Raw genomic sequence first — 21,482 nt, 5'->3', positions numbered from 1 at the left:
AGGCGGAAACCGGGCAGGCGTGGTATTTCAGTCCCCAAAGAACAGGGTGCTGGATCAGGCCAGCATCACCATCGGGTTTTCCAGGTTGTCGACGATGGCCTTCAGGAGGTCTGCGCCAAGCGCGCCGTCGATGACGCGGTGGTCCACCGACATGGTGACGCTCATCACGGTGGCGACCTTCAGCTCGCCATCAGCGCCCACAACCGGCTTTTTGACGCCGGAGCCGACCGCCAGGATGCCCGCGTGCGGCGGGTTCACGATGGCGTCGAAATTGTCGATGCCGAACATGCCGAGGTTGGAGATGGCAAAGGAGCCGCCCTGGTACTCATGCGGCGCCAGCTTGCGCTCGCGGGCGCGCGACGCCAGGTCCTTCATCTCGGAAGACAGTGCCGAGAGCGATTTGGTGTCGCTGTCCTGCAGGACCGGGGTGAACAATCCGCCTTCGATGGCAACGGCGACGGCCACGTCGGAGGCTTTCATCTTGAGAACCCGGTCGCCGGCCCAGACGGCATTGGCATCCGGAACGGCCTGCAGCGCCAGGGCCACGGCCTTGATGATGAAATCATTGACCGAAAGCTTCACACCGCGGCCTTCCAGCTGCTTGTTCAGCTCAGCCCGGAACTTCAGCAGCGCATCCAGCTGGATGTCGCGGCGCAGGTAGAAATGCGGGATGGTCTGCTTGGCTTCGCTGAGGCGGGCAGCAATGGTCTTGCGCATGCCGTCCAGCGAGACTTCCTCATAGTCGCGGCCTTCGTACATGCGGGCCACCATATCAGCCGAGGGGCCAGCGGCAGGCGCTGCTGCGGCGGCTGGGGCCTGGGCTGCAGCGGCAGGCGCGGCAGCAGGTGCCGCTGCTGCAGCGGCTTGCGGCTGGGCGTCGATGACGTCGGCTTTGACAATGCGGCCTTTGGGGCCGGAGCCTGTGATCGCGCTCAGGTCCAGGCCCTTGCCGGCAGCGATGCGGCGCGCCAGCGGCGAGGCGAAGATACGGGTGCCATCGGATGCTGCCGGTGCCGCCGGGGCAGGAGCTGCCGCGGCAGGAGAGGGTGCGGGGGCGGGCCCCGGCTCTGCTGCAGCTGCGGCAGGCGCTGCGGCGGGGGCCGGAGCAGACCCGATGTCATCTGCGCTTTCGCCGTCTTCCAGCAGCACGGCGATGGGCGTGTTCACCTTCACGCCTTCGGAGCCTTCGGCCACCAGGATCCTGCCGACGACGCCTTCGTCCACGGCTTCGAACTCCATGGTGGCCTTGTCGGTTTCAATTTCGGCAATCAAGTCGCCCGAGGAGACGGTATCGCCTTCCTTGACCAGCCATTTGGCCAAGGTGCCTTCCTCCATCGTGGGGGACAGCGCAGGCATCAGGATTTCAGTAGGCATTTAATTCTCTCCCGTTTCGGAGCAGCGGCCGGCCCGTATCTCAAGATCGTTGATGTATGAGTTCATCATTGCGTTGTGCAACCCATCCCTTATCTCGGCCGATGCGAAACCGGCAAAGAACACAGATGGGATCAGGAGAAACAGCCAGCGCTTTTTCATCTGGTTACCGGTAGGTCACTTGTTTCACCGCCGCGACCACCTCATCCGTGGTGATCAGCGCGTGGCGTTCCAGGTTGGCGGCATAAGGCATCGGCACGTCCTTGCCGGTGCAGACCACAACCGGCGCGTCCAGGTAGTCAAATGCTTCGCGCTGAACTTCCGAGGCGATGTAGCTTCCGACGGAGCCCTGCGGCCAGCCTTCTTCGACGGTGACCAGGCGGTTGGTCTTCTGGACAGAGGCGATCACAGTGGGCAGGTCCATCGGGCGCAGGGTGCGCAGGTCGATGACCTCGGCCGAGATGCCGTCCTCTGCCAGCTTGTCCGCAGCTTCCAGCGCATACTGCATGCCGATGCCGAAGGAGACGATAGTCACGTCCGAGCCTTCACGCCAGATGCGGGCCTTGCCGAAGGGCACAGTGTAATCATCCAGCTTCGGCACGTCGAAGGCGCGGCCGTAGAGGATTTCGTTCTCCAGGAAGATCACCGGGTTGTTGTCGCGGATCGCGGTCTTCATCAGACCCTTGGCGTCTGCTGCAGAGTAGGGCATCGCCACTTTCAGGCCGGGGATCTGCATGTACCAGGCGGCGTAGTCCTGCGAGTGCTGGGCACCGACGCGGGCGGCAGCACCGTTCGGGCCGCGGAACACCATGGGTGCGCCCATCTGGCCGCCGGACATATAAAGCGTCTTGGCGGCCGAGTTGATGATATGGTCAATCGCCTGCATGGCGAAGTTGAAGGTCATGAACTCGACAACCGGGCGCAATCCGCCAAAGGCGGCGCCGGTGGCGATGCCGGCAAAGCCGTGCTCGGTGATCGGGGTGTCGATCACCCGCTTGGAGCCGAACTCGTCCAAGAGTCCTTGCGAGACCTTGTAGGCGCCCTGGTACTCGGCGACTTCTTCGCCCATCAGGAACACGTCTTCGTCGCGGCGCATTTCCTCGGCCATGGCGTCGCGCAGCGCTTCACGGACCGTGGTCTGCACCATCTCGGTGCCTTCCGGGTAGTCGGGCTCCGGCGTGACCGAAGCAACCGGTGCCGCTGCAGCTGCTGCAACAGGGGCAGGGGCCGGAGCTTCGGCTGCCGGCGCCGGAGCCGCTGCAGGAGCGGCTGCTGCGGAGGCGTCATAGCTTTCGCCTTCTTCGACCAGCACAGCGATAGGGGTGTTCACTTTCACGCCCTCGGTGCCTTCGCCGATCAGGATCTTGCCGACGATGCCTTCGTCGACAGCTTCGAACTCCATCGTTGCCTTGTCGGTTTCGATCTCGGCCATGATATCGCCGGAGTTCACGGTATCGCCTTCCTTGACCAGCCATTTGGCCAGAGTGCCTTCCTCCATGGTCGGCGACAGGGCGGGCATCAGAATCTCAGTTGCCATGTCTTTTTCTTCCCTCTCAGGTCAGCGTCTTCAGGCGTAGATGTCGGTCCAGAGCTCGTCCAGGGCGGGCTCGGGGCTTTCCTTGGCGAAATCGGCAGATTTGTTGACGATCTCCTTGATCTCTTTGTCGATCGCCTTGAGGTCTTCCTCAGTCGCGTGCTTGCCGGTCAGCAGCATGTCGCGGACCTGCTCGATCGGGTCGCGCTCCTCGCGCATTTTCTGGACTTCTTCGCGGGTGCGGTACTTGGCCGGATCCGACATCGAGTGGCCGCGGTAGCGGTAGGTCTTCACCTCAAGGATGTAGGGGCCTTTGCCCGCGCGGCAGTGCGCAACGGCGCGCTCGCCTGCTTCCTTGACGCTGAGGACGTTCATGCCGTCGACCGCTTCGCCCGGGATGCCAAAGGCCTCGCCGCGGGTGTAGATGTCGGGTGTGGACGTGGAGCGTGCCTGGGCGGTGCCCATGGCGTACTGGTTGTTCTCGATCACGAAAACCACCGGAAGATCCCACAGGGCTGCCATGTTGAAGGTCTCATAGACCTGGCCCTGGTTCGATGCGCCGTCGCCGAAATAGGCGAAGGTGACGCGGCCGTTGCCCTTGTATTTGTCGGCAAAGGCCAGGCCCGCACCCAGCGGCACCTGGGCGCCAACGATGCCGTGGCCGCCATAGAAATGCTTCTCTTTCGAGAACATATGCATGGAGCCGCCTTTGCCCTTGGAGTAGCCGCCCTCGCGGCCGGTGAGCTCGGCCATGACGCCATCGGGGTCCATGCCGCAGGCCAGCATGTGGCCGTGGTCGCGGTAGGATGTGATCCGCTTGTCGCCTTCTTCGGCGGCGGCCTCGAGGCCCACAACAACCGCTTCCTGGCCGATGTACAAGTGGCAGAAGCCCCCGATCAGCCCCATGCCATACAGCTGGCCCGATTTTTCCTCGAATCGGCGGATCAGCAGCATCTCGCGGTAGTACTTGGTCAGTTCTTCGGCAGAAACGTTTGGTTTCTTTGCGCTTTTTCTAGCGGCCATGGTGGTCGGCTCCCCCTGAAGGCTAGATAGTTTAGTGTTAAACAAACTGATAGCGGGTTTTGGCCCGGCTGAATAGTGTTATTCTGCCGCGGGGTTCCTCTGACGTAAAAATCCGCTCATAAAACGCAAAAATGCCACGCTGCCAGTGGGCAAGCGCGGCATAAAGGACCGGAAAACGCCTTCAGCGGATGACGATCTCGTCTGCGCGGACGAGGCCGAGCACGGAACGGGCCTGTTCGTCGAGGAGGTCAAGGTCGAGGTAATCGTCGGACAGGCGGCGGGTGAGATTTTCCATTTCCGCGGTCTGGGACTGGAGGCGGCCGAGATCCTGCCGCAGTTCTGCTGCCTCGGCCTGGATCTCGACCCTCCGGAACAGACCGAAGTCGCCCTGCACAGCAGCAAAGGTGAAATACGCGCTGAGCGCGAAGGCGGCTGCAAAGAAGGCGATGGCGCCCAAGGGCGGGCGGTTGCTTCGGGTCACGTTGGAAGTGCCTGTATGTTACTGCTTAAGTTTTTGTTTTTGCGCCGTTTCCCGGCGTCTATTTCAATAATGCCACAACAGGGGCCGCTTGTGAATCGAAAAACTGTCCACAAGGGAAATCTTTTTCCTGGGGCTGCCTTCGCCAGAGATGAGAGGGAAGCTGCAAGCCGGGGTGCGCAAGTTATCCAGTCGTAAACCAAACTGTGAAACCCTGCCCAAGCGCTGTTAAGCGCGCCAGATAGTTCGCGTGTTCAGCCGGGGAGAGTACCTGCCATGCCAGACAAAACCGATGCCGCCGCCGAAGCCGCTCTTGTTCAGGAGAGCTTTGCCGCCGCTACGGCCCTGGGGGATGCCTTGACGCTGGAATTCTATCAGCGGCTGTTTGAATGGGCGCCGCAGGTCAGGCCGATGTTTCCGGACGACATAAGCGGCCAGGCCCAGGTCCTGGGCAAGACGCTGGCCTTTGCGGTCAATGGCCTGAAACATCCGGAAGATCTTGCCGCCCCGCTTCAGAAGCTGGGCGCGCGCCATGCGGGCTACGGGGTGGAACCGGCGCATTACGCGGTGGTTGCCGATGTTCTGATCGAAACCTTGCAGAGCAATCTGAAAGACACCTGGACCAGCGCCCATGAGAAGGCCTGGCGAGGCGCGCTGGACCTTGTGGCCAAGGTGATGATTGCCGGTTCTGCGGGTGAGGGATCGACCAGCGTCGCCTGACCGGCGCCGGGGAGAGAGGCAGAAGCCGGGTGTTTTATGAGTGAAACCGAAAGTGCAGAAGCATTCCTGAGCCAGCTGATCAATCAAAGCGGCAAGATGCGCATGCTGTCCCACCGGACTGTGATGCTGCTTCTTCTGTGCAGGCTGGACGCTGGAGAGAACAGCGAACCTCGGCGCCAGCTGGGGAGCGCGATTGAGGAATTTGAAGAGATTGCCGCCCGGCTTTTGCCGGAGCAAAGGAAGCAGCGGCTGCCTGAGGCTTGCGATGCAGCCTTGAGCGAGGTCCGTGCGGTAACGCCCGATCAGGAGGCGCTGCTGAGCAGATTTCTGACAGAGGCCAAACAGCTGGAGCAATCCGTTCAGCCCGGTCAGATATTTGATGATGCCCGGGTGAAGGGGTTTTCCAGCTTTGTGGCAAATGACCTGCTGGCAGGATTGAACAGCATCGTGGCCGGGGTGGGCCGCGCACTGGAATTCACCATGCAAGAAGAGCGCCAGGAGGTTGCCCGCAATGCCGAAGTTGTTGCGGACACGATGGACCGGATCGAGAAGATCAGCCAGACGGTGTTCATGATCGCGCTCAACGCCTCTTTGGAGGCGGCGAGGGCAGGGGATGCGGGGCGGAGCTTCAGCACTATTGCCACCGAGATCCGCGAATTGAGCAAGTCCGCCAAGGAAACCGTGCAGGACCTGAGAAACCAAATCAGCGTCTAGCGGCTAAACCGCAAATGAATTGAGAGGCGTACGGGCGGAACCGGGCCGCAGGGAACGAGAAACGCCCCGGATAATTCCGGGGCGTTTCTCGGTTCAGGTCTGTTGCAGCGGGCCTTACTGGTCCAATGCCGCGACACCGGGCAGCTCTTTGCCTTCCATCCACTCCAGAAAGGCACCGCCGGCGGTGGAGATGTAGCTGAAGTCGCCCGCTGCGCCGGAGGCGTTCAGCGCGGCCACGGTGTCGCCGCCGCCGGCCACCGAGATCAGCTGGCCCGCGCGGGTCAGCGCGGCGGCCTTCAGGGCAGCTGCGTTGGTGGCGGCATCAAAGGGCTCCAGCTCGAACGCGCCCAGCGGACCGTTCCAGATCAGCGTTTTGCTGTTTTCGAACACCTCGTTGATCCGGGCGAGGCTGTCGGGGCCTGCGTCCAGGATCATGCCGTCTTCGGGGCATTGGTCTGCAGCCAGGATCTCGTGCTCGGCGTGGGCTTCGAATTTCTTCGCCACCACGATGTCGGAGGGCAGGATGATCTCGCAGCCGGCCGCCTCGGCCTTGGCGAGGATCTCGGCTGCGGTGTCCTTCATGATGCGTTCGGCCAGGGAGATGCCGACCGGCAGGCCCTTGGCGACCAGGAAGGTGTTGGCCATGCCGCCGCCGATCACCAGGTGGTCGACTTTCTCAATGAGGTTGCCCAGCAGCTCCAGCTTGGTGGAGACTTTGGCGCCGCCGACAACGGCAGTGACCGGGCGCTGGGGCTGGCCCAGGGCGCTTTCCAGGGCTTCCAGTTCAGCCTGCATCAGGCGGCCGGCGCAGGCGGGCAGCAGGCGGGCGATGGCCTCGGTCGAGCTGTGCGCGCGGTGGGCAGCCGAGAAGGCATCGTTGCAGTAGACCTCGCCCAGACGCGCCATGCCGGCGGCCAGTTCCGGGTCGTTCTTGGTCTCGGCAGCGTGGAAACGGGTGTTTTCCAAGAGCAGCACTTCACCCGGCTGCAGCGCGTCTGCCGCGGCCTCGGCGCCGGCGCCGATGCAATCTGCGGCAAACAGCACCTTGGTTTCAAAAGCGCGCTCCAGTGTCGGCACCAGCTGGTTCAGCGACAGGTTCTCGCGGCGCTCGCCGCCGGGGCGGCCGAAGTGCGCCAGCAGGATCGGCTTGCCGCCGACTGCCAGGATGTCGGCCACGGTGGGGGCGATGCGGCGGATGCGGGTGGAGTCGGTCACAACCCCGTCAACGATCGGCACGTTGATGTCCACGCGCACCAGCACGCGCTTGCCGTTCAGGTCCATGTCGTCGAGTGTTTTCCAGCCCATCCTGAGAGCCCCCTATGGTGAATATGCAGTCAAATCCGGGCGCTGTTTCGGGGGTTTTTGCGTATCAGTCAATGCTCCCTTGGCATTTGGTGGCGCTACCCTTACTTATCTGTGCAAATTTCGACGACAGGAGGGCCAGATGGCCGAGATTAAAGATCCCGAAAACACCGTCATCATCGAGCTGAAAGACGGCAATGTTGTTATCGAGCTGCTGCCCGACGTGGCACCGAAGCACAGCGAGCGGATGAAGGAACTGGCCCGTGCCGGTGAATACGACAATGTCTGCTTCCACCGCGTGATCGACGGCTTCATGGCGCAGACCGGCGATGTGGCCAACGGCGACATGGAAGACGGGTTCAACATCCGCATGGCGGGTACCGGCGGCTCCGATCTGCCGAACCTGCCGGCCGAGTTCTCCAAGCTGCCGCACGACCGCGGCACCCTGGGCGCCGCCCGTTCCGCCAACCCGGATTCGGCCAACTCGCAGTTCTTCATCAACTTCAAGGACAACCACTTCCTGAACGGCCAGTACACCGTTTACGGCCGTGTCATCGAAGGCATGGAGCATGTGGACGCCATCACCCGCGGCGAGCCGCCTGCGAACCCGGACCGCATGATCTCGGTCAAGGTTGCTGCGGATGCGTAAGACGCTGACAGCGCTGGCCCTGCTTGCTGCAGGGCCGGGTTTTGCCGCCGGCCTGGAAATCCAGGTCGAGGGCGAAGCCAATGGCACCATCAAAATCGACCTGTTCGAGGATGTCGCGCCTGCGCATGTGGAGCAAATCACTGCGCTGGCTGCTGAAGGCCAGTACGATGGCGTGGTGTTCCACCGTGTGATCGAGGATTTCATGGCGCAGACCGGCGATGTCGAGTTCGGCAAGCTTGGTGGCGACATGAGCTATGCCGGGCGCGGGGGGTCCAGCCGTCCCGATCTGCCGGCTGAGTTTTCGGACCTGCCTTTTGACCGCGGAGTGGTCGGCATGGCGCGGTCGCAAAACCCGAACAGCGCCAATTCGCAGTTCTTCATCATGTTTGATGCGGGCCATTTCCTGAATGGCCAGTACACGGTTGTCGGCAAGGTGACCGAAGGCATGGATGTGGTTGACGCGATCAAGCGCGGCGCCGGGCCGAACGGCTCGGTGATCGGTCAGCCCGACACGATGACCAAGGTGACCGTCACCGAATAAACCCGATCCGGGTTTCAGTGGATGCGAAGGCCGCGTGCGATTTCTCCCAGCGCGGCCTTTTGCTTGTCCGACAGGCTGCCGTCACCGAATTTGGCAATGCCCTTCAGTATTTCAGCCAGCGCAGCAAAGCGGGTTTGCTGCGACAGCTTATAAAGGCGCCGCGTCAGCCGCGTGACGGCTTGGTCAGGGCTCCCGCATTGCTGCATGATCCAGCGGCCGAGAACCGCCAGTTCCTCTGCTTCGCTGTGCGGGATGCTGAATTGATCTCTGAGGCCCCGGACCAGTGCCTCCTTCTGTTCTGCTGTCGGATAGTCCTGAAGCTCCAGGAGGCTTGCAGCCAGGCCAGCAAGCGCCACACGGTCATCTTCGATGCCTTCGGCCGGATGCACGTCGCTGCGGCGCCGGAAGCCAAAGCGGCGCGCTGCAAGGCGAACGTCCTTGGCCGCGTCAAGGATATCGTTTGCCGCTGCAGCGGCGTTGCGTGCGCGCATGAACCAGAAATAGGCAGCCGCAAGAACTGCCAAGGCGCCGAGGATAATAGGCATCCTGTTTCTCCAATGCTTTAACAATAGATTTTCAGCATCAATGCCTGAAACGGGCCTGGGAAATCAAGCCGCGGCCAGGCCTGCATAGACAAGTGCCTCTGTCCAGACGGATCGCAAAGGGTTCGTTGAACTGTCGTCACAAGCGCGTGTTTCCCACTGTTCCCTCTGCTGCGGTCTTTCTAATACTGGGTGCAGCGGGGAGACTGTTGATGCTGAAACGCTTGTTGCTGAGTGCCGCTGTATTGCTTCCATGGCCGGTGCTGGCCGGACCCGCAGACTGGAAGCGCGAATGGCCAAAGACGGATTTCAGCCAGTCGCTTATAACCGACTGGCAGCAGATCCGCTCCGGCGGGGTGCCGAAAGATGGCATCCCGGCCCTGGACAGGCCGCAGTTCCTGGAGGCCGGCAAGGACCGTCGGTTGAAGCCGCGCGAGCCGGTCATAACCCTGGAGATCGAGGGGGCCGCGCCGCGGGCCTATCCGCTGCGCTACCTGACCTGGCATGAGATCGTGAATGACGAGGTGGCGGGTGTGCCGGTGGCGGTCACCTACTGCCCCCTGTGCAATTCGGCGGTGACCTTCGACCGGCGCACCAAAGCAGGGGTGCTGAGCTTCGGGGTCACCGGCAAGCTGCGTTACTCCGACATGGTGATGTATGACCGCGAGACGCAAAGCTGGTGGCAGCAGGCGCTTGGCACCGGCATCGTCGGCGAGATGAGCGGCCAGCGCCTGGCCAGCCTGCCGAGCTGGGTGGAAAGCTGGGAAGAGTTCACCGCCCGCAACCCGGATGGCCTGGTGATGGCGCAGCCCGGCTACAACCGGAGCTACGGGCGCAATCCGTACCGTGGTTATGACACGTCGGACTGGCCGTTTCTGTACGACGGCGCCCCGCCGCCGCACGGGCTGTCGCCGCTGGACCGGGTGGTGCGCGTCGGCAGCCGGGCCTGGCCGCTGACGCGGCTGGCCCGGGAGGGGGAAATCCGGGAAGCCGGCCTGATGCTGAGCTGGCGGGCCGGGCAGGCCTCGGCACTGGACAGCCGCACGCTGGCTGGCGGCCGCGATATCGGCTCGGTCCGGGTGCGGGACCAGGCAGGGCTGGACGTGCCGCATGACGTGATGTTTGCCTTCGCATTCCATGCCTTCTGGCCAGACGGCAATTGGATGCTCAAGTAGGCTCGGAATCCGGCAACGAAAAAGGCGCGCCCGGAGGCGCGCCTTTGCCAGAAACCCGTGGTTTTGTCTGGGTTTAGAACAGGAAGTTGTCTGCGTCCTGAAGTGCCGCGACAGTGGTGTTTTCGACCAGGATGGTGGTGTCTGCAAAGCTGACCAGCACATCGCTGCCCTGCGTGGTGAAGGTCAGATCTCCAAGGTCCGAGGCACCATTGACAATCTTGATCACGTCCAGGCCGGCGGAGAAGCCATGCATGACATCGTCGCCATCATCATCGCTGAAGACAAAGGTGTCTGCGCCGGCGCCGCCATACAGCTGATCATCGCCGCCGCCGCCGCGCAGGGTGTCATTGTTGCCGCCGCCGAACAGGGTGTCGTTGCCGGCACCGCCGAATAGGGCATCGCTTCCGAAAAAGCCCGCGAGAACGTCATCGCCTGCGCCGCCGCCCAAAAAGTCCCGGCCGCCGCCGCCCTGCAGGCGGTCATTGCCACCGCCGCCCTGCAGGCTGTCGTGTCCGCTTCCGCCAGCCAGCGTGTCGTTGCCGTTGCCGCCGTTCAAGGTGTCATCGTGGTTGCCGCCGCCCATCAGGTCATTGCCCTGGCCGCCCCACAGCCGGTCGGCGCCATCGCCGCCGAACAGGGAGTCAGTGCCCTCGCCGCCAAACAAGGTGTCATTGCCGGTGAAACCGCCCAGGATGTCGTCGTCGGCACTGCCATCAAGCAGGTCATTGCCGAGGCCGCCAAGCAGGCTGTCGTTCCCGGCACCGCCATAAAGCGAGTCATTGCCTCCATTGCCGGCCAGCGTGTCATTGCCGGTGAAGCCGTTCAGGAAGTCGTGATGGGCGCCGCCATGCATCTGGTCTTCGCCAATGCCGCCCCACAGGCGGTCGTTATCATTGCCGCCATAAAGGGTGTCATTGCCTTGGCCGCCGAAAAGTGTGTCGACGCCAAGCGAGCCGATCAGAAAGTCACCTTGCGCGCCGCCTTCCAACCGGTCAGAGCCGGCGCCGCCGTTCAGCCGGTCGCCGCCGTCGCCGCCCCATAGCCGGTCGTTGCCGTCCTCTCCAAAAAGACTGTCGCCGGCGTCGCCGCCCCATAGCTGGTCGTCGCCGCCCTCTCCAAAAAGACTGTCGATGCCGTTGCCGCCGAACATGCGGTCAGTTTGGTCCCCGCCATGCAACCGGTCTTCGCCGTCGCCGCCGGAAAGGGTATCCCGGCCACTTCCGCCGAACAGGGTGTCCAGGCCCTTTCCACCGTGCAGTTCGTCGTTTTCTACACCGCCATCCAGCAGGTCGTTGCCGTCGCCACCGGACAGGGAATCGTCGCCGCTGTCTCCGTACAGGGTATCCTGGCCTGTCCGTCCTGACAGCGTGTCGTTACGGTTGCCGCCCCGCATAAGATCGTCTGTTCTGCCAGAGCGGGTATCGCCGGTCAGCTGGTCCTGGCCACTTCCCCCTTCGTAGACGCCGATTCCCCGGTCGGAAAAGTTGATCAGTTCGACACCATTCACTTGGTCCCGGCCTTGGGAGGTCGCGATGATGAACCTGTCATGGCTGAGGCTGATTTCTGCTTCCGAGTATTGGGCGCTGATATTCAGCTGATCGGTTCCTGAGCCGCCGTCAACCGTCTCGTTTCCGCTGCCCGCGTTGATCGTGTCGTTGCCTGCGCCGGCATCCCAGAACCCGCCGGAGGAAGAGTTGATTTCGAAGCGGTCGTCGCCTCGGGTAGCGTCCGTGACGAACTCGCCTGAAGACGTGTCGCCATAGGCTGAAAAAGAGGCATCCAGGCCGGTTGCAGAGATAGCGGTAGTGCCGTTGATGTCAAGCGTGATTGAGTTGACTGTTCCAAACACGGAAAAACCGGTTGACCCGAAGCTGCCTGTTACCACCGCACGGACCGGCTGGCCTGCACTGTTGGTGCCGGAGACTTCGATCAGGCCGCTGTTTACAGTGCCGGGGACTGCGCCAATGATCCGGTAGGACTGGAGATCTCGAACGGACCAAGTTTCGTCGGAGTTGTTGACTGTAAAAACGGCCATGCCTTTTCCTTGGTTGTTAACAGGTGATGCAAATCATTTTCGATAGAAAGCCAATTATTAACCGTTTCGGTTTTGATCAAGGTAGGGAATTCCCGTTCTGCTTGTTGCGGCAAGGATGCAACACTTTGGCTGTACCAGGTTGAGGATTCTCTCAGGGGGAGTTCTTCTGCGTGACCGGTCTTCCGGTCGTATCACACTCGGATGGATGCAGAAGCAAAGGCACGCCCGGAGGCGTGCCATAACTAGAAACTATTGGGTCGCAGAGGCTTAAAACAGGAATTGTCCGCATCCTGCAGTGCTGCGAGATTGGTGTTTTCGACCAGGATGGTGGTGTTTGCAAAGCTTACCAGTACGTCACTGCCCTGCACAGAGAAAGTCAGATCCCCGAGCCCTGAGGCGCCGCCTGCGATTTGAATCTGATCGAGTCCGGCCTCGAAATCGGTGATGGTGTCGTCGCCGCCACCGGTGTTGAAGACAAAGACGTCGGCGTGGCTTCCACCGGTCAGCTTGTCGTCGCCGAATTGCCCAAACAGCGTGTCGCTGCCAGAATTGCCTTTGAGCCTGTCATTGCCGTTGCCGCCTTTCAGCTTGTCAGAGCCGGAGCCACCGGAAAGAAAGTCATTGCCGTCATCTCCCCGCAGGGTGTCATTTCCGGTGCCACCCCTCAGGATGTCGTTCTCGCTGCCACCCGACAGCCGGTCGTGGTGTGCGCCGCCGTCCAGGAAATCCTCACCTGCTGTGCCGAACAGCCAGTCCCTGCCTGCGCCGCCAAAGAGCTGGTCATCGCCGTTGCCGCCATTCAGCGTGTCATTGCCATGCTTTCCCAGCAGAACGTCGTCGTCGTGATTTCCGAAGATTTCATCATTCCCGCGCTCGCCCGAGAGCCGGTCGCGTCCGAAACCGCCCGAAAGGGCATCGTTGCCGTCTCCGGCATTTACCTTGTCATGTCCGTCGCCTGCCTGGATCGTGTCGTCCCCCGATCCGGCCTGAACAGTGTCATTGCCGGCGTACGTCGAGATAACTTCACCGTCGTTCCAGAAGGAGGTATAGGTATCGTTTCCGGTCATTGCCGCCTCGAGCGCAGCAGTAAGGTCTCCGGACTGAAGTTCCGAAAACGTCAATCCGAGATCGGTTGCTTCAATCAGCAGTTCTCCGTTGCTGATCAGGGTGAGGGCGTTGAGCAAGCTGGAAGTGGCAGGGTTGCCGTTATCATCATAGGTAAAGGCACCGGTAAAGACGACAGTTAACTGCTCAACTGTGGCGGTGATACTTGTGGCAGTTCTGGATGTAATGGCCGCATCTTCGGCCGAAAGTGTGGAAAAGTCCAAGCCGGCAATGGAATTGGAGGCTTCGGTAATAAGGATATCTGCCATTTCTGAGGCTTGTATCAAATTCGGGTGAAACTGTGCTTCTATAAGGTTGAATAGATATATGCCCATATGCGGTAAAGTGGCAAACTCAGCGCGCGGGATTAAGGCGGCATAGCGTAGTTGCATTGATGCAAAAAAACCGCCGCGGGTTTGTGCCTGCGACGGTCATTATCTGGAAAGCTATGCTTTTACAGCTGTTCAGCCCTCGGCTTTGTGGGCCGCGGTGGCTGCCTGAACAGCTGCCGATGGGGCCGGAGCTGCGGAGGGGGCCGGAGCCGGGGCTGCCTTGCGGCCGCCGGGGTTCAGCGGGTCGTCCTGACGCTGCACGGAGCCTTCGAAGTGGGCACCGCTTTCGATCGCGATGGTCTTGTGGATGATATCGCCTTCGACCCGCGCAGTGGAGGTCAGGCGGACCTTCAGGCCGCGCACGCGGCCGACGATGCGGCCGTTGATGACCACGTCATCGGCGGTGACTTCGCCCTTGATGGTGGCAGTTTCGCCAACTGTCAGCAGATGCGCGCGGATGTCGCCCTCGACAGTGCCTTCGACCTGGATGTCGCCGGTGGTCTTCACGTTGCCGGTGATGTGCAGATCCGAGCTCAGCAGCGACGCGGCGGGCTTGGCCTTGGGGGCGCTGGACTTGTAGTCGCTTGCCGCCGGTGCAGCAGGCGCAGCAGCAGGTGCCGGGGTTGCTTCGGCCTGCTTGGGCCCGGGCTCGTTGATTTTGCTCTTAGAAAACATTTCTCGCAGCCTTGATGTAGATCATGGGGTTTACAGGTTGCCCGTTGACCCTGACCTCGTAATGGAGGTGGGTCCCGGTGGACCGTCCGGTGTTACCCATATCAGCAATGTGATCCCCGCGCGAGACCCTTTGGCCCTCGGTCACGCGGATCTTGGAGTTATGGGCGTATCTGGTTTCGATGCCGAAGGCATGGCGGATGGTGACAAGGCGGCCGTAGCCGGATTGCCAGCCTGCGTGAGTCACCACGCCGTCGGCCGTGGCAAAGATATCGGTGCCGGTGCGGCCCGCGAAATCGGAGCCCTTGTGCAGGCGGCGGCCGCCGGATTTGGGATCGCGCCGGTAGCCGAATCCCGAGGTCTGGCGCACCTGTCCCAGGTTCACCGGCGTTGCAAAAGGCGCTTGCTGCGCTGCCAGCCGGTAGAGGTTCAGCTGATCCAGCTGCGCCAGGATCTTGTTGGCACGCAGTTCTTCCGGGGCGGGTTCCTCGCCGCGGGTGGACATCGCCAGGGGCTCAAGCGGGCCGCCCTGGCCGTTATAGCCGCGCCGCACCTGTTCAAGGATCCGGTCGGTGGGCATCCCGGCACTGCGGAACATCTTGTCGAGCGGGGTGACCGAGACCGCCACAGCTTCCTCGAGCTGGCGGAAGATCTGGTTGTTGCGCTCGTCCATCAGCTGCAGTTCCAGCTTCAGCTCGTCGCGTTGCTCAAGGGCGTCCCGGGCATCCGCCATGATCAGGTCGCGTTCGGCTGCGGTGTCGGACAGGACGTCAGCAAGCATTCCGGTCTGGGCAGCAGAGCTGAGCATTGCAGCGTGGGCATCGGCCCCGTCTTCCGCTTCGTCCTGCAGCTGCGCCAGCGACCTGCGCGCGTCATCGCGCTGGGTCATCGTGTCGCGCAGCGTCGTCTGAATCACTTCAATGCCGGTTTCCAGCTCGCGGCGGCGGGTTTCCGAGGCCAGCAGCTCGGACTGCATCATCGAGATCTGCGCCAGCGCAGCATTGAAGCGCGCCTGTGCCGCCAGCGCTTCTTCGGCACGGGCATCGCGCTCGGCGGAAATTGCGTTTAGGCGCTCCCGGTAGGTCTGCTGGTCGCGCTTGGCAAGCTCGCGGAAATTTCCGGCGCCGATGCTGTCCATCAGAACAATGGCCGTTGCGACAATGGCCCAGGCGACAAACAGGGTGGCGCCGGCCACTGCAACCAGCTGGGTCTCCGAACGAAGCCGGATGAACCGCGTGTCGCTGTCGGATTTGAGGAACACCCGCCGTTCAGGAAAGCGGCGTTCCAGGAAAGCATGAATTCTGATCGCGAGCCGAGTGCGCAAGGTCCGTTCCCTGTCCCTTCTTGCGAGGCAGCGCAGTGAGCGCAGTGCCGCCTCCTTGGGCGAAGTGAATAGACAGGGCGCGGCCATAGGGCAAGCCTGTTGACCCTTTGGTCTGGAAACCGGGGGAAGGCGGCGCAAGATAGGCGGAAACCTGCCGACATGCAGGGCGCGGGAACTGCAGAGGTTATGAAGGCAGCAGAGCAGGGAGGAGGCTAGCCCTGGCGTTCCTCCAGCGCTTCCATCCAGCCGTTTTCCCAGGATTGGTGGTCGACGTTGTCAAAGGCATAGGGGTTTGCGGTGAAGGACAGTCCCCGGCGCCGGGCCAGATAACCTTCGTCATAGCTGTTCATCCGCGGATCCATGCCGCAGGATTGGTGGGCCGTGTTGCGCAGATGGGCGGCGAACTCCGGGTATTTTACCAGATCGGTTTGGTCGAGCCCTTCCGGATGCTGTTTCAGCGCATGGCGGCCGCGAGGGGTAAGCTCCCAGCCGTCTTGCCCTGCCGCCTTGAGGATTCGGGCGATTTCAAGATCCTTCAGGTGGCCGGCTAGAAGGCTGCGCAGATCGGCTTCGGGAAGACCGGGATCTTCGTTGGCCTGCCGGAACAGATTGGCCAGCGCGTCCTCGCAGCTTGTCAGGGTGACCGGGCCGGAACCGGCCCTGTGAAGGATCAGTGCCACAAGGCTTGCAGCGCTTAACAGTGGGAAATCGTTATCAAACATGAGATCAGCCGGTTGCCGGGTTCTTCCTGGGTATGCCTTGAAAGGCTGCAGGTAAAACTAGGCTTCGCTGGCGCCTGGTCAAACTGACGCAAGCCCCGCTGTCATGCCGGGCCTCACCAGCCCGGCAGCGGCTTCACCTGATCCGCAAGCGGCCAGTAAAAATCCGGCGGAAGCCCTGCGTCGGCGCGCTTTTCTTCGTTGAAGGGCGGTTTCAGAGCGCCATGGAAATACTTGCGCACCAGGGTGTGGAAGACCTCTTTGGGATCCAGATCGTCGCGACCGCAGAGGAAATTGAACCATTTGGAGCCATAAGCCACATGGGCAACTTCTTCTGCATAGATAACTTCCAGCGCCTCGACCGCCTGGGTGATGCCCGCCTTGCGGAACACGCCGATCATACCCGGTGTCACATCCAGGCCGCGGGCCTCCAGAACCATGGGGACGACGGCAAGACGGCCCATGAGGTCGTCAGCGGTGTCTTCGGCCGCGCGCCACATTCCTGCATGGGCCGGCAGGGCGCCGTAGTGGCTTCCCAAGGCTTCAAGGCAGTCGCACATCAGGTTGAAATGCTTGGATTCCTCATCGGCGGCTTTTACCCAGTCGTCAAAGAAACCCAGCGGCATCGGGACGTGTGAGAAGCGGGCGATGATATCCCAGTGAAGATCGACGGCATTGAGCTCGATATGCGCCACCGCATGCAGCAAGGCGATGCGCCCGGCTTCTGAGCCCGGCTTGCGCTTGGGCACGTCGCGCGGGTGCAGAAGCTCCGGCCTGTCCGGGCGGGCCGGATGCACCGGCGGTTCGGCGGTGCCAATGGAAATGTCCGGTCCTGTACCGGCACGGGAAGCTGCCCAATCAGCGGCATAGCGGCGGGACAGGGCTGTTTTTTCCCTGCCGTCTGCGGTGGCAAGTACTTTGGCGGCGCGCTCTGCAAGCGAAAGAGGCTGGTCACCCATGCTGGTCTCCTTTTGGGCGTTGTATGGGGCTTCACCCGATTTCAAGGCAAATGTCCAGCTTGAGCCAAGCCTGGCTCCCTTTGTTGAGGATGGCATAAGCGGACGAAAGGAGCCGGCGCCCCGGCTCGGTAAGCGGCGCACTCCCGCGCCCGCGGATGATCAGCAGGCTGATCCCCCTGGCGGCCTTGGGCATGGCACCGCGCAGGCGCGGTGCGCGCCGCCCGGCGGGCGGCGCCCGACCCAACAGAGCAGGCAGTTCCCGGAAGGGAGCTGGCGGAACTGGCGGGAGCGCTCCCCTCGTGGTTACAGTTCCTGGACCGCCGCGAGCACTTCCTCCGCATGGCCATCGACCTTGACCTTGCGCCAGACACGGGCGATCCGGCCATCCGCGCCGATCAGGAAGGTAGAGCGCTCGATTCCCCAGTGCTTCCTGCCGTACATGTTCTTTTCCTTCCAGACGCCATAGTCCTCGCTGACCGTGCCGTCCGCGTCCGACAGAAGAGGCGTTGTCAGCGTGTGTTTTGCGGTGAATTTCTCATGCTTGGCGACGGTGTCCTTGGAAATCCCGAAAACGTGAGCGCCGGCATCGGCGAATGACTGCAAAGCCTCTGAAAAGGCGATGGATTCTTTGGTGCAGCCGGGGGTATCATCGCGGGGGTAAAAAAACAGCACCACGGCAGAACCCTGGAGGCTGGACAAAGTGACCTCTCCGCCGCCGCTGCGGGGCAGGGTAAAGGAAGGGGCGGGATCTGATACGTCTAGCATGGCCTGTCTCCGGTATTCTGTGCAATTCACTGGGCGGCAAACATAATCAATGACCAGCAAAGGGAAAGCTGAGATCGGACCTGACGGCGGGAAAATCAGCGCCGCCGCTGAGGCGGTGCCGGTCCGCGGCCCTGACCAGGCAGCGGAGGCAGGTTTGTGCGGCCCGCAGAAATCCGCGCGCCGGCGCTGGCGCTGGCGGCTGCTGCGCGGGCTGGTCTGGATGCTGGCGCTCCTGTGCTTTCTGGGCGCGGGCGCGGTCTATTTCGGCATCGGCACCCGGCTCGATGCGCCGGATTGGGTGCGCCAGCGGGTAGAGAGCCGGATTGAGAGGCATCTGAACGGCCTGCAAATCGAATTTGGCGCCATCCATGTTGTGGTCAACGAAGGCTTGCGGCCGCGGGTGAGTCTCAAGGATGTGGTGCTGCGGCATCCCGACGGATCGGTGTTTGCCCAGCTTGCGGATGCGCAGGCGAGCCTGGCGATGCGGCCCTTGCTGCGCGGCAAGGTGCAACCCAAGCGGATCGCGCTTAGCGGGCTTTTCGCCGCCTTGCGCCGCAACAAGGATGGCTCCTTGGCGCTGAGTTTCGCAAACGGCGGGCTGCCTTACCGGCAGGCGGGCAACCTGGCGGAGCTGATCGAGCAATGGGACAGCCAGCTTCAGAAACCGGTTCTGGCGGCTTTGACCGGGGTGGAAACCAGCGCTCTGACACTCTCCTATACCGATGACCGGCTGGGCCGGGCCTGGACGCTGGACGGCGGTCAGATCGGGTTGCAGCGGGACGGCAGCTCGGTGTCGCTCGCCGCTGCCTTCTCGGTGCTGAGCGGGCGCGGCGATGTGGGCACGGTGGAGGCAAGCTATACCTCCGAGCTTGGCAGTCCCGAAGCGGATTTCGGGGTGCTGATTTCTGACATCGCCAGTGAGGATATCGCACTGCAAAGCCCGGCGCTCGGCTGGCTAGGCGTGCTGAGGGCGCCGATATCCGGTTCGCTGCGCGGCGGTGTGGATGACGGCGGTGTCATCGAGCCGGTTCAGGCCAGCCTGCGTATCGGGGAAGGGGTGATCCAGCCCGAAGCGCAAACAAAGCCGGTCCCGATCACCGGGGCGCGCAGCTATTTCACTTATCATCCGGACCGCCAGGTGCTGGAGTTCAGCGAGCTGAGCGTGCAGAGCGGCTGGGGCTCGGGCGTGATGCAGGGCCAGGCGAGCCTGGCGGGGATCGAGAACGGGCAGCTGGCCGGGCTGGTAGGGCAGCTGCGCTTCTCGGACCTTGAGCTGAATCCGCAGCAGCTGTTTGAAACGCCGGTGTTGTTCCCAGGGCTGGATGCTGATTTTGACCTGCAATTGAAGCCTTTCCGGTTGCGGCTGGGGGAGATGCTGGTGCGGGACGGCACAAGCCGGATCCATTTTGACGGCGACATCGGCGCCGGGCCGGAAGGCTGGGATTACGACTTGAACGGCCGGGTCGACCAGATTTCCGTTGCCCGCGTCAAAGAGCTGTGGCCCGAACCTTTGGCACCCAATCCGCGCGGCTGGGTGCGGGAGAACCTTCGCAAGGGAACTGTGCGGGATGTGGGTTTCCATATGCGGGGCCGCGGCAGCGGCAAGCCGTTCATCAGCCTGGATCTGGCATTCGAGGAAGCCGAGGTTCTGTTCCAGAAATTCATGCCGCCGGTGCGGAGAGCGGCGGGTCAGCTCAGCCTTTACGGAACGCGGTTTGTGGTGACGGCCTCCAAGGGGCAGGTGGCTGCGGATCAGGGAGGCCTGGTTGATGTCACCGGCACGTCTTTCATTATCCCGGACACCTCGGCCAGGGATGGCACGCCTGGCATTGCCCGGATAAAGGCACGCGGTTCAGCCACTGCGGCTCTGTCCTTGCTGAACCGGGAGCCGCTGGCCGTTATGGACAAGGCAGGCCTGCCGGTGGATCTGGCGGAGGGGCAGGTGGAGGCCTCGGGCACTTTGGCGCTGCCGCTCCAGAAACAGGTGCCTGTGGAGGAGATCCTTTATCACTACAAGGGCCAAGTGCGGGCAGTCCAAAGCAGCAAGCTGGTGCCGGGCCATGTGGCCGCTGCTGCGCTTTTGCAGGTTGAAGGCAATCAGAGCGAGGTTCGGATCAGCGGCGATGGCAGCCTGTCCGGGGTGCCGCTGAGCGCCAGCTGGCAGCAGAAGATCGGTAAAGATGCGGATCCTGACAGCCGGGTCGAGGGGACAATAGAGCTGTCGGAAGACGCTGTAGAGGCCTTCAATCTGGGCCTGCCGCGGCGGTCCGTTTTCGGAAAGGGAGAAGGCCGCTATACGGTTGATCTGAAGCCGGGGCAGCCGCCGCGGCTGGAACTGGAGTCGGATCTGGCGGGAGTCGGGCTGCGGATTCCGGATGTGAGCTGGCGCAAGCGGGAAGAGGCCGAGGGCAAGCTTTCCCTGTCGGCAGTGCTGGCGGACAGCGCAACCGTTGAGCGTCTGGAACTGCAGGCGCCTGGCCTGGCCGCTTCAGGCCGGGTGACGACACATAAGAGCGGCGGGCTCGACCGCGCCGTGTTTTCCTCTGCGCGGGTCGGCAACTGGTTCCAGGGGTCGGTAACCTTCCGGGGCCGCGGCAATGCGGCGCCCGCAATAGAAGTGACCAGCGGGCGGTTGGATCTGAACCGGTCGCCGTTTTCGGCAACTGCTGAAAGCAGCGGCGGGAGCAGCAGCGGCGGCTCAGGGCCGATCACCCTTCGCCTGCAGAACCTGCAGGTGACTGACAGCATCGGATTGCAGAACTTTCAAGGACGGTTTTCCACGCAGGGCGGTATGAATGGTGAATTCACTGCCCGGCTGAATGGGCAGACTCCGGTTGCGGGCACGCTGGTCCCGCAAAACGGCGGCACCGCCTCGCGGATCCGCTCCAATGATGCGGGTGGCGTATTCCGCTCGGCCGGGGTGTTTGAGCACGGCCGCGGCGGCAGTTTCGACATGACGCTGGTGCCGGCGGATAAGCCCGGCGAATACGACGGCAAGGTCAATGTGCGCAACATCCGGGTGCGAAATGCTCCGTCGATGGCGGCAATCCTGAATGCCATCAGCCTGGTCGGGCTGCTGGACGAGATGACCGGCCAGGGCATCCTGTTCACCAGCATGGAGGGGCGGTTCCGGCTGGGCGCCTCGCATCTGATCCTGCACCAAAGCAGTGCCGTGGGCCCGTCGATGGGGCTGTCGCTGGACGGCAATTTCGATCTGAACAGCACACGGCTGAACATGCGGGGGGTGATCTCGCCGATCTATCTGGTGAATGCCATCGGCCGGATTCTGGCGCCGCGCGATGGCGAGGGGCTGATCGGATTTACTTTCACCCTGCGCGGCACCGCCGAAAACCCGTCCGTTTCGGTGAATCCGCTGGCGGGGCTGGCACCCGGGTTCCTGCGGGAGGTGTTCCGCGGTCCGGCGCCTAAGGTGCCAGGCCAGCAGCGGGCTTTTTCAGCCGAGGAAGAGGCCGCACGGAAAGAGCGCGAGGAGTTCCGCCAGCCGCGCGGCGCTGACAAGTAA

The 21,482-nt window shown here is 62.6% G+C and carries 19 protein-coding genes; 6 read left to right on the top strand and 13 right to left on the bottom strand.

What is annotated here, in order from left to right; all coding sequences use genetic code 11:
- Nucleotides 1-54: 54 nt before the first annotated feature.
- From RA20_RS01850 to RA20_RS01835, 4 genes are all read right to left on the bottom strand, one after another.
- Complete coding sequence (locus tag RA20_RS01850) at nt 55-1,374, bottom strand: pyruvate dehydrogenase complex dihydrolipoamide acetyltransferase (RefSeq protein ID WP_039123990.1); 1,320 nt, start codon at nt 1,372-1,374, stop codon at nt 55-57.
- A gap of 163 nt (nt 1,375-1,537) precedes the next feature.
- On the bottom strand, nt 1,538-2,908 hold the full coding sequence (locus RA20_RS01845) for a pyruvate dehydrogenase complex E1 component subunit beta (RefSeq protein WP_039123989.1): 1,371 nt from the start codon (nt 2,906-2,908) through the stop codon (nt 1,538-1,540).
- Nucleotides 2,909-2,938: 30 nt separating this feature from the next.
- Nucleotides 2,939-3,928, bottom strand: coding sequence for a pyruvate dehydrogenase (acetyl-transferring) E1 component subunit alpha (pdhA, locus tag RA20_RS01840; protein WP_039123987.1), 990 nt, complete (start codon nt 3,926-3,928; stop codon nt 2,939-2,941).
- A gap of 181 nt (nt 3,929-4,109) precedes the next feature.
- Nucleotides 4,110-4,409: an FtsB family cell division protein gene (locus tag RA20_RS01835; RefSeq protein WP_039123985.1), complete on the bottom strand. Its 300-nt coding sequence runs from the start codon at nt 4,407-4,409 to the stop codon at nt 4,110-4,112.
- Between the two features lie 273 nt (nt 4,410-4,682).
- Between RA20_RS01835 and RA20_RS01830 the strand changes: the two genes are divergently transcribed.
- The gene (locus tag RA20_RS01830) at nt 4,683-5,126 is read left to right on the top strand and encodes a globin domain-containing protein (protein WP_039123983.1); all 444 of its coding nucleotides are present in this window, start codon (nt 4,683-4,685) and stop codon (nt 5,124-5,126) included.
- A 36-nt stretch (nt 5,127-5,162) separates the two neighbouring features.
- Nucleotides 5,163-5,840, top strand: a complete 678-nt coding sequence (locus RA20_RS01825; RefSeq protein WP_039123981.1) for a methyl-accepting chemotaxis protein — start codon at nt 5,163-5,165, stop codon at nt 5,838-5,840.
- Nucleotides 5,841-5,954: 114 nt separating this feature from the next.
- Here RA20_RS01825 and RA20_RS01820 read toward each other — a convergent pair whose 3' ends face one another.
- Nucleotides 5,955-7,145, bottom strand: a complete 1,191-nt coding sequence (locus RA20_RS01820; RefSeq protein WP_039123980.1) for a phosphoglycerate kinase — start codon at nt 7,143-7,145, stop codon at nt 5,955-5,957.
- 139 nt (nt 7,146-7,284) lie between these two features.
- Between RA20_RS01820 and RA20_RS01815 the strand changes: the two genes are divergently transcribed.
- Together RA20_RS01815 and RA20_RS01810 are read left to right on the top strand one after the other, a co-directional pair.
- Nucleotides 7,285-7,791, top strand: a complete 507-nt coding sequence (locus tag RA20_RS01815; RefSeq protein WP_039123978.1) for a peptidylprolyl isomerase — start codon at nt 7,285-7,287, stop codon at nt 7,789-7,791.
- Nucleotides 7,784-8,332 carry a peptidylprolyl isomerase gene (locus tag RA20_RS01810; protein WP_039123976.1) on the top strand — a complete coding sequence of 183 codons (549 nt, stop codon included), beginning with the start codon at nt 7,784-7,786 and terminating at the stop codon, nt 8,330-8,332. Before RA20_RS01815 ends, RA20_RS01810 begins: the two co-directional genes overlap by 8 nt.
- A gap of 14 nt (nt 8,333-8,346) precedes the next feature.
- On the opposite strand, the gene RA20_RS01805 is transcribed toward RA20_RS01810, so the two are convergent.
- Nucleotides 8,347-8,877 (bottom strand): hypothetical protein, encoded by a 531-nt coding sequence (locus RA20_RS01805; protein ID WP_039123974.1) that lies wholly within the window; start codon nt 8,875-8,877, stop codon nt 8,347-8,349.
- Nucleotides 8,878-9,086: 209 nt separating this feature from the next.
- Between RA20_RS01805 and RA20_RS01800 the strand changes: the two genes are divergently transcribed.
- A complete protein-coding gene (locus tag RA20_RS01800; RefSeq protein ID WP_039123972.1) occupies nt 9,087-10,049 on the top strand; it encodes a DUF3179 domain-containing protein in 963 nt (320 codons plus the stop codon).
- Between the two features lie 73 nt (nt 10,050-10,122).
- Here RA20_RS01800 and RA20_RS26290 read toward each other — a convergent pair whose 3' ends face one another.
- The 7 genes from RA20_RS26290 to RA20_RS01765 all read right to left on the bottom strand — a co-directional run bounded on the left by RA20_RS26290 (nt 10,123) and on the right by RA20_RS01765 (nt 17,959).
- Nucleotides 10,123-12,084 carry a calcium-binding protein gene (locus tag RA20_RS26290; protein ID WP_052248775.1) on the bottom strand — a complete coding sequence of 654 codons (1,962 nt, stop codon included), beginning with the start codon at nt 12,082-12,084 and terminating at the stop codon, nt 10,123-10,125.
- A 242-nt stretch (nt 12,085-12,326) separates the two neighbouring features.
- Nucleotides 12,327-13,457 carry a calcium-binding protein gene (locus tag RA20_RS24520; protein WP_052248774.1) on the bottom strand — a complete coding sequence of 377 codons (1,131 nt, stop codon included), beginning with the start codon at nt 13,455-13,457 and terminating at the stop codon, nt 12,327-12,329.
- Nucleotides 13,458-13,652: 195 nt separating this feature from the next.
- Nucleotides 13,653-14,195, bottom strand: coding sequence for a bactofilin family protein (locus RA20_RS01785; RefSeq protein WP_039123970.1), 543 nt, complete (start codon nt 14,193-14,195; stop codon nt 13,653-13,655).
- Nucleotides 14,185-15,516 carry a M23 family metallopeptidase gene (locus RA20_RS01780; RefSeq protein WP_039123968.1) on the bottom strand — a complete coding sequence of 444 codons (1,332 nt, stop codon included), beginning with the start codon at nt 15,514-15,516 and terminating at the stop codon, nt 14,185-14,187. The genes RA20_RS01785 and RA20_RS01780 overlap by 11 nt, the downstream gene beginning before the upstream one ends.
- Before the next feature lie 212 nt (nt 15,517-15,728).
- The gene (locus tag RA20_RS01775) at nt 15,729-16,196 is read right to left on the bottom strand and encodes a ribosome modulation factor (RefSeq protein WP_241482189.1); all 468 of its coding nucleotides are present in this window, start codon (nt 16,194-16,196) and stop codon (nt 15,729-15,731) included.
- 155 nt (nt 16,197-16,351) lie between these two features.
- The gene (locus RA20_RS01770) at nt 16,352-17,194 is read right to left on the bottom strand and encodes a ferritin-like domain-containing protein (RefSeq protein WP_039123964.1); all 843 of its coding nucleotides are present in this window, start codon (nt 17,192-17,194) and stop codon (nt 16,352-16,354) included.
- A 303-nt stretch (nt 17,195-17,497) separates the two neighbouring features.
- Nucleotides 17,498-17,959: a peroxiredoxin gene (locus RA20_RS01765; RefSeq protein ID WP_039123962.1), complete on the bottom strand. Its 462-nt coding sequence runs from the start codon at nt 17,957-17,959 to the stop codon at nt 17,498-17,500.
- Nucleotides 17,960-18,008: 49 nt separating this feature from the next.
- On the opposite strand from RA20_RS01765, the gene RA20_RS01760 reads away from it, so the two are divergent.
- On the top strand, nt 18,009-21,482 hold the full coding sequence (locus RA20_RS01760; protein ID WP_039123960.1) for a YhdP family protein: 3,474 nt from the start codon (nt 18,009-18,011) through the stop codon (nt 21,480-21,482).

Origin of the sequence: Leisingera sp. ANG-Vp (genome assembly GCF_000813725.1) — a bacterium.
GTDB lineage: Bacteria > Pseudomonadota > Alphaproteobacteria > Rhodobacterales > Rhodobacteraceae > Leisingera.
The sequence above is the reverse complement of the archived record's forward strand: the minus strand, read 5'-3'. Positions and strand labels throughout refer to the sequence as shown.